We start from the raw sequence: 6,160 nt of genomic DNA on the forward strand, positions 1-6,160 counted from the left end.
GGATTAGATGGTATTGCGGGTCAAATAGTTGAGTTACGGAAACAATTTACTAATTATCGCGATTTTGCAGGCAAAACCATCGATCAGATATTTGATAAAAAAACATTGGATAACTCAATTGTCTTAAACGTATCAGAATTGAGATCAGGATATCTTGAGAATAATAATGGTAAATATACCTTTGTGCCTTTTGAATATGAATTACAATTGGCTCCTATTATGGATTTTCTTGTTTACGATTTTGACCAGGATGGCACTGAAGAAGTTTTAGCAGCAGGGAATTTTTTCGGGGTTAAACCTTATCATGGACGTTTTGGTGCTTTTCCGGGGGCTATGATAAAAAGTAAAAATGATGTAATTTTGGGACATAAGATGGGCATGGACCTTTCTCAAAAATCAACACGTCATCTTAATATAATTACTTTAAACAACCAACCTTATTTACTGGTAACCTTTAATAACGAGAAGGCCCGCGTATATGAATTAATAAAACATAACTGAAAATGAAGAAGACATTAGGAGTATTGCTGGTACTGGGAACTCTTGTGGCCTGCAATAAGAACGAAGAACCCATTGTTGTTACGCCAAATGAACTGCATATGGCTATTGACAAGGTCACAGAGATAATGATACATGATATTTTTTCTCCCCCTGTTGCCAGCCGAATCTATGCCTATCCTAATATAGCTGCCTATGAAATAATAGCGCTGAATGATGACAATTACAACTCATTGGAAGGCCAGGCGCATGAACTAACTGCTATTCCTAAACCAGACACCTCCAAACCCGTAAATTATTCTTTAGCTGCCTTAATAGCTCATATGGATGTAAGCCGAAGAGTTATTTTTTCTGAAGATAAACTAAAGGCTTTCAGAGATAGTTTATACACGATTTGGGAATCTAAAAATTCAAAAGAATTTAATGCTTCAAAAACTTACGGTCTTCAAGTGGCCGAGCATATTGTGGAATGGATGAATAGTGACAACTATAAGCAGACAAGGACAATGCCTAAGTTTACAGTTGATACGGATGACCCCTCTAGATGGCAACCCACTCCTCCTGCTTATATGGATGGGATAGAGCCGCATTGGAATAAAATACGCCCCTTTGTGATAGACTCGTCAAACCAGTTTATCCCCTCTCCTCCCCCACCTTTTTCTATGGAAGAAGATTCAGAATTTTACAAAGAAGTTAAAGAAGTATATGACATAAGTATGGAAATTACCGAAAAGGGAGATACCTCCGAAGAAATTGCCATAGCACAGTTCTGGGATTGTAATCCATATGTTTCCGTGACTCGTGGTCATTTAATGTTCGCTACTAAGAAAATATCCCCTGGAGCTCACTGGATTGGTATCGCTAAAATAGCTGCAAAAAACACAAATAGTGATTTTAACAAAACCGTATACGCCTATACCAAAACCTCCATGGCCATAGCCGATGCCTTTATTAGCTGTTGGGATGAGAAGTACAGGAGTAACCTTATCCGGCCTGAAACCCTGATCAACGAACATATTGACGAAAACTGGAAGCCTGTATTACAAACTCCCCCATTTCCTGAGTACACCAGTGGGCATAGCGTAGTTTCCGGAGCAGCTGCAACGGCACTTACCGAAATTTTTGGTGAGAATTTCAACTTTGATGATGATACTGAAGTGCCTTATGGATTACCCTCAAGAAGTTTTAATTCATTTAATGAAGCGGCAGATGAGGCAGCCATTAGCAGAATGTACGGAGGTATTCATTACAGAAAAGCTGTGGCGGTTGGAGTAAAACAAGGAAGGGATTTAGGAAAGTTCGTTTTAGAAAACCTTACAATGACAAATTAGGTATATGAAAAAAATCATTTTAGTTTTACTACCTCTCTTACTTATAGGCCTTGTATGGTATTTGTTTATAAAACCCTATGACTACCTCGTAACTTTTAAAGCAAGGACGTTTCCCGGGACTATTAATCAATCTTTAAAAATTTGGAATTCTACTCTGGAAGATGCCCAACTAGTGAATCAGGAAGGTCTAACTCAGCTGGAACAAAATATAAAATTTAACGATTCTACTTATTTATATCAATGGGATATTATTCCACTAACAGATTCTACTTCAGAGGTAAAGGTTTATGTAAATGATCTTGATCATAGTTTTAAAAACAAAATCACAATCCCATTTTTCAATACCGATTTTGAAAAACGAACCATAAGTACAGTTAAAGATTTTAATGAAAAACTAAATGAACATATAGATAAGTTTAGGGTTAATGTAACCGGTAAGAGTGAATTGTCGTCAACTTATTGTGCCTATGTTTCTGTGAAGACCACTCAATTTGGAAAAGCAAAGGGTATGATGTACAATTATCCTCTACTAAATACAATCCTTGCTAATAATGGGATTGAGTTAAACGGAAGACCCTTTTTAGAGGTCACCCAATGGGACAAGGAAACAGATAGCATACAATTTGATTTTTGTTATCCCATTATTAAATCGGATTCTCTGCCTCAGCATCCAGACTTAAAGTATAAGCAATTCAATTCAAGAAATGCGCTTAAGGCCGTTTATAACGGTAATTACATAACTTCAGACAGAGCCTGGTATGCCCTTATGGATTATGCCGCTAAAAATGATATTGAAGTTACTGGACTACCTGTGGAAGTATTTCAAAATAACCCAAATATGGGTGGTGATGCACTAACCTGGGCAGCAGAGATTTACTTGCCTCTAAAAAATGTAGATGACTAGATATATAGCCATCTTATTATTTAGCTTTTTAATAAGCTGTTCCAACTATGGACAACTCACCTACATAACAAAACTTCCCAAAAAGCTTAAAGAGAATTCGGGAATGGTTGTCAGAAAAGATTCAACCGTATGGTTTGTCAATGACGGCGGAAACGAAGACAAAATATATCAGATAAGTACTAAGGGTAAGATCATAAAGGAGCTTAAAGTAAAAAATGCTAAAAACAAGGATTGGGAAGATATGGCCCGGGATAATGATGGTAATGTTTATATAGCTGATACAGGAAATAACGCAAATAAAAGAAAAGACCTGGTTATATATAAAATACCCGATCCGGATAAGGAAAAAGGAGACAAGATTGAAGCAGAACGCATAGAATTCAACTTTCCTGAACAAAAAAAATTTCCCCCTAAAAAGAAAAATTTACACTTTGACACAGAGGCTATTTTTTATGCTAAAGACAGTCTTTATCTTATCACAAAAAACAGATCTCATCCATTTAACGGAAATGCCTTGATATACAGAATTCCAGCGAAAAAGGGGAACTATAAAGCCTCGTACCTGGGAGAATTTATTCCCTGTACAGATTTTTCCACCTGTAAAATAACAGCCGCAGATATTTCCCAGGACGGTAAAACCATAGCCCTCTTGGGCTACGGTAAATTATGGCTTTTCACAAATTTTGATCTTTCAAATTTCTTTAAAGGGGAACTAAAAACAATTGATCTGGGTATTAGAACACAACTGGAATCTGTTTCTTTCCTTACTAATAAAACACTGCTGCTTTCAGATGAGGAATTAAATAAAAAGGGGAGAAATCTTTATTTATACAACTTATAAGTACCTGTACCAATTGCGAACATTAAGAATTATTGGGCCTTAACTAATTTAATTTATATCTTGACCTTCTATAAATGTTAAAAAATATTTCGATGAAAACTTCACACTCACTTAAATTACCAATTTATACCTTATTTCTGTCTTTAATAATTTCTTCAACAACCTATTCTCAGTCCGGTTGGAATCCTGAGTTAGAGAGCGACTGTAAAGAGGCAATTACTGAAATGAAAAAGGATGCGCCCAAACTTGATACCTATTTTACAAAGGCTTATGGATATGCTATATTTCCAAAAATCACCAAAGCAGGCCTTGGTATAGGTGGTGCCGGAGGTAAAGGATTAGTGTACCAGGGAAGTTCTGTTACTGGCGAATCTAAATTAGGGCAGGCTTCTTTTGGACTTCAGGCAGGGGGTCAGCAATTTAGCGAATTGATTTTCTTTGAAGATAAAGCTGCCTATGACCGTTTTACAGGTGGTAAATTTAAATTTGGCGCTCAAGCATCGGCAGTAGCCATTTCGGAAGGCGGAGCGGCTGTAGCCCCCTACCAGGATGGCGTAGCTATTTTTACCCATGTTAAAGGTGGGCTAATGTATGAAGCGTCTATTGGTGGACAGAAATTTACTTTTGATCCTGTGAAATAAACAGACATATAAGAAGTGGCCATCTTAACCAACCGGCATCTTCCGAAAATGTGATCAACAGATCCCGATTGGTATTTCTATACTTTTTTTTGAGGTACTGCTTATGCTTAATCCATGCTACTCATATGAGTTCTTTTTGAAGACTCACTCAATTCTTATGGATGACAGGTAGATGTCCAAGTAGGTTTTTGGGGTGCTAGAAAATCTTTACTTCTTTCAGTTAACTGCATATTTTTACTTTAGGAAATAAAACAAGATCAGTTAGTTTGCGTTATCCATTTATTCAATCCTTTTATATGTTTATTTTTGTAATTGGGAAGTTTAAATTAATCCCCATAAATACAACTGGTAAAAATTATACGAGCGTCTAACAAAATTTATACTGATCATTATACCCCTATTCAAAAATCATCTAAAACCAATTTTCTATGACTCAAATTAAAATAGTTTTATGTATTACTTGTCTTCTTATGTTCTCTAATATCAAGGCACAGGAGCTTAGTAAGGAAGAAAGAAAAGTTGAAATTTTTTCCTCGGAAGAAAAGGATAATCTTCAACTCTGGTTCCAGGATGAAGCTAAAAGAATGGATCTCAACGAGGAGGAAATGAGCCAATACAGCAGTATTATTGTTTACTATGTAGCCAAGATCGCAAGGTTAGATGATAAGGATAAAGGTTATTCGCCAGAGAGATTTAAAAAGGAATTAAACATTTTGTTGGCCAAACAGGACAAAGAATTAGAAGATTTACTCACTCCGGAACAATTTGAAATACATAAGGAAATTTATGGAGAATTTCTAAGGTCGGCCTATAGAAGATGGGGGATAAAAAATGATTAACAAGTACCGGGTAAAAATAAAGAAGTAAAATCATATTTAAGCTTACCAGTGACCTATGGTGAATAAAAAACCATTAACTCTTAGATGTATTTTATTATGCTGCGTTATGCTCTATCTGCAGCAAGGCTATACGCAGGATGTAGAACCCCGCAGGTGGTCGTCCATTCCTTTGGGTGTAAATGTTATAGCCGCAGGATATGCCTATAATTCCGGCGATGTCTTTTTTGATCCCGTCTTAGGAGCTGAAGATGTAATTTATACAGGTAATGGGTTTGTTGCCGGTTATATCCGTCCCTTTAGATTGGGTAATAAATTGGCACGGGTAGACGTATTACTTCCTTTTTCTTTTTCCCGTTGGGAAGGTCTTTTGGATGGTGTCGCCGAGAGTGCTAACAGAACTGGTTTCGCAGATCCGAGAGTGAGATTATCCTTAAATTTAACAGGACCCCCACCCACAGGGCCTAAAGAATTACAAGAATACCTGGCTGCCAACCCGGTTTTCACAACCTTTGGTGTTTCTCTGTCTGTATCCCTGCCTTTTGGTCAATACTCTGATGATCAATTATTAAATCTGGGGGGTAACCGTTTCGTTATAAGACCGCAGATAGGAATGGTTCATTATTGGGGTCCCTGGTCATATGAACTTACAAGCTCCCTGGTACTCTTTTCCAAGAATAATGATTTTTTTAATGATGGTGAATTAAAACAAAGGGCACTTTTTGCCCTTCAGACCCATCTTATAAGGCAATTTGAGAAACGCTTTTGGGCTTCACTAAGTGCGGGATACAACCAAGGAGCGTCTTCTGTAGTTAACCAGCAATTCAATGATGACCAAAGAGCAAATGTTGTTGGTGCGGCTTCCGTTGGAGCTAGTTTTGCAGGCAATCAAGGTCTTAAATTAGCATATGTTTATTCCAAAACCCTGAAAGATGTTGGTGCCACCACTAATACCGTGCTTTTAGCATGGTCTATTGTTTTTAAATAAGACAAGGGCTGTTAATCTAGGTTAAAGATAAATCCCCACTTAAACCATCCATAATAAAAGTAGAGGATACTGCAATACCTCCACATGCACCTTGGGGACCTCCACCTACACAAATTCCACC

At 37.2% G+C, this 6,160-nt stretch carries 6 protein-coding genes and 1 pseudogene; all 7 read left to right on the forward strand.

Features of this window, described 5'->3' with window-relative positions; genetic code table 11:
* Positions 1-501, forward strand: a pseudogene (locus WBN20_RS13005) (hypothetical protein); the annotation flags it as partial.
* A gap of 2 nt (positions 502-503) precedes the next feature.
* Positions 504-1,829, forward strand: coding sequence for a vanadium-dependent haloperoxidase (locus WBN20_RS13010; protein ID WP_424282005.1), 1,326 nt, complete (start codon positions 504-506; stop codon positions 1,827-1,829).
* A 4-nt stretch (positions 1,830-1,833) separates the two neighbouring features.
* Positions 1,834-2,733: an AraC family transcriptional regulator gene (locus WBN20_RS13015; protein ID WP_424282006.1), complete on the forward strand. Its 900-nt coding sequence runs from the start codon at positions 1,834-1,836 to the stop codon at positions 2,731-2,733.
* Positions 2,726-3,574, forward strand: a complete 849-nt coding sequence (locus WBN20_RS13020) for a hypothetical protein (RefSeq protein ID WP_424282007.1) — start codon at positions 2,726-2,728, stop codon at positions 3,572-3,574. Before WBN20_RS13015 ends, WBN20_RS13020 begins: the two co-directional genes overlap by 8 nt.
* 92 nt (positions 3,575-3,666) lie before the next feature.
* Positions 3,667-4,215, forward strand: a complete 549-nt coding sequence (locus WBN20_RS13025) for a YSC84-related protein (RefSeq protein ID WP_424282008.1) — start codon at positions 3,667-3,669, stop codon at positions 4,213-4,215.
* 428 nt (positions 4,216-4,643) lie between these two features.
* The gene (locus tag WBN20_RS13030; RefSeq protein ID WP_424282009.1) at positions 4,644-5,054 is read left to right on the forward strand and encodes a hypothetical protein; all 411 of its coding nucleotides are present in this window, start codon (positions 4,644-4,646) and stop codon (positions 5,052-5,054) included.
* A 55-nt stretch (positions 5,055-5,109) separates the two neighbouring features.
* A complete protein-coding gene (locus tag WBN20_RS13035) occupies positions 5,110-6,039 on the forward strand; it encodes a transporter (protein ID WP_424282010.1) in 930 nt (309 codons plus the stop codon).
* Positions 6,040-6,160: the final 121 nt, after the last annotated feature.

The sequence above is a fragment of the Eudoraea sp. genome, from assembly GCF_049665975.1.
In the GTDB taxonomy this organism is placed as follows: Bacteria; Bacteroidota; Bacteroidia; order Flavobacteriales; family Flavobacteriaceae; genus Eudoraea.

What these genes read in the sequence shown, in the direction of transcription:
- WBN20_RS13035 (WP_424282010.1), top strand. Translation starts at nt 5,110, where the DNA reads ATGGTGAATAAAAAACCATTAACTCTTAGATGTATTTTATTATGCTGC.
- WBN20_RS13010 (WP_424282005.1), top strand. Translation starts at nt 504, where the DNA reads ATGAAGAAGACATTAGGAGTATTGCTGGTACTGGGAACTCTTGTGGCC.
- WBN20_RS13015 (WP_424282006.1), top strand. Translation starts at nt 1,834, where the DNA reads ATGAAAAAAATCATTTTAGTTTTACTACCTCTCTTACTTATAGGCCTT.
- WBN20_RS13020 (WP_424282007.1), top strand. Translation starts at nt 2,726, where the DNA reads ATGACTAGATATATAGCCATCTTATTATTTAGCTTTTTAATAAGCTGT.
- WBN20_RS13025 (WP_424282008.1), top strand. Translation starts at nt 3,667, where the DNA reads ATGAAAACTTCACACTCACTTAAATTACCAATTTATACCTTATTTCTG.
- WBN20_RS13030 (WP_424282009.1), top strand. Translation starts at nt 4,644, where the DNA reads ATGACTCAAATTAAAATAGTTTTATGTATTACTTGTCTTCTTATGTTC.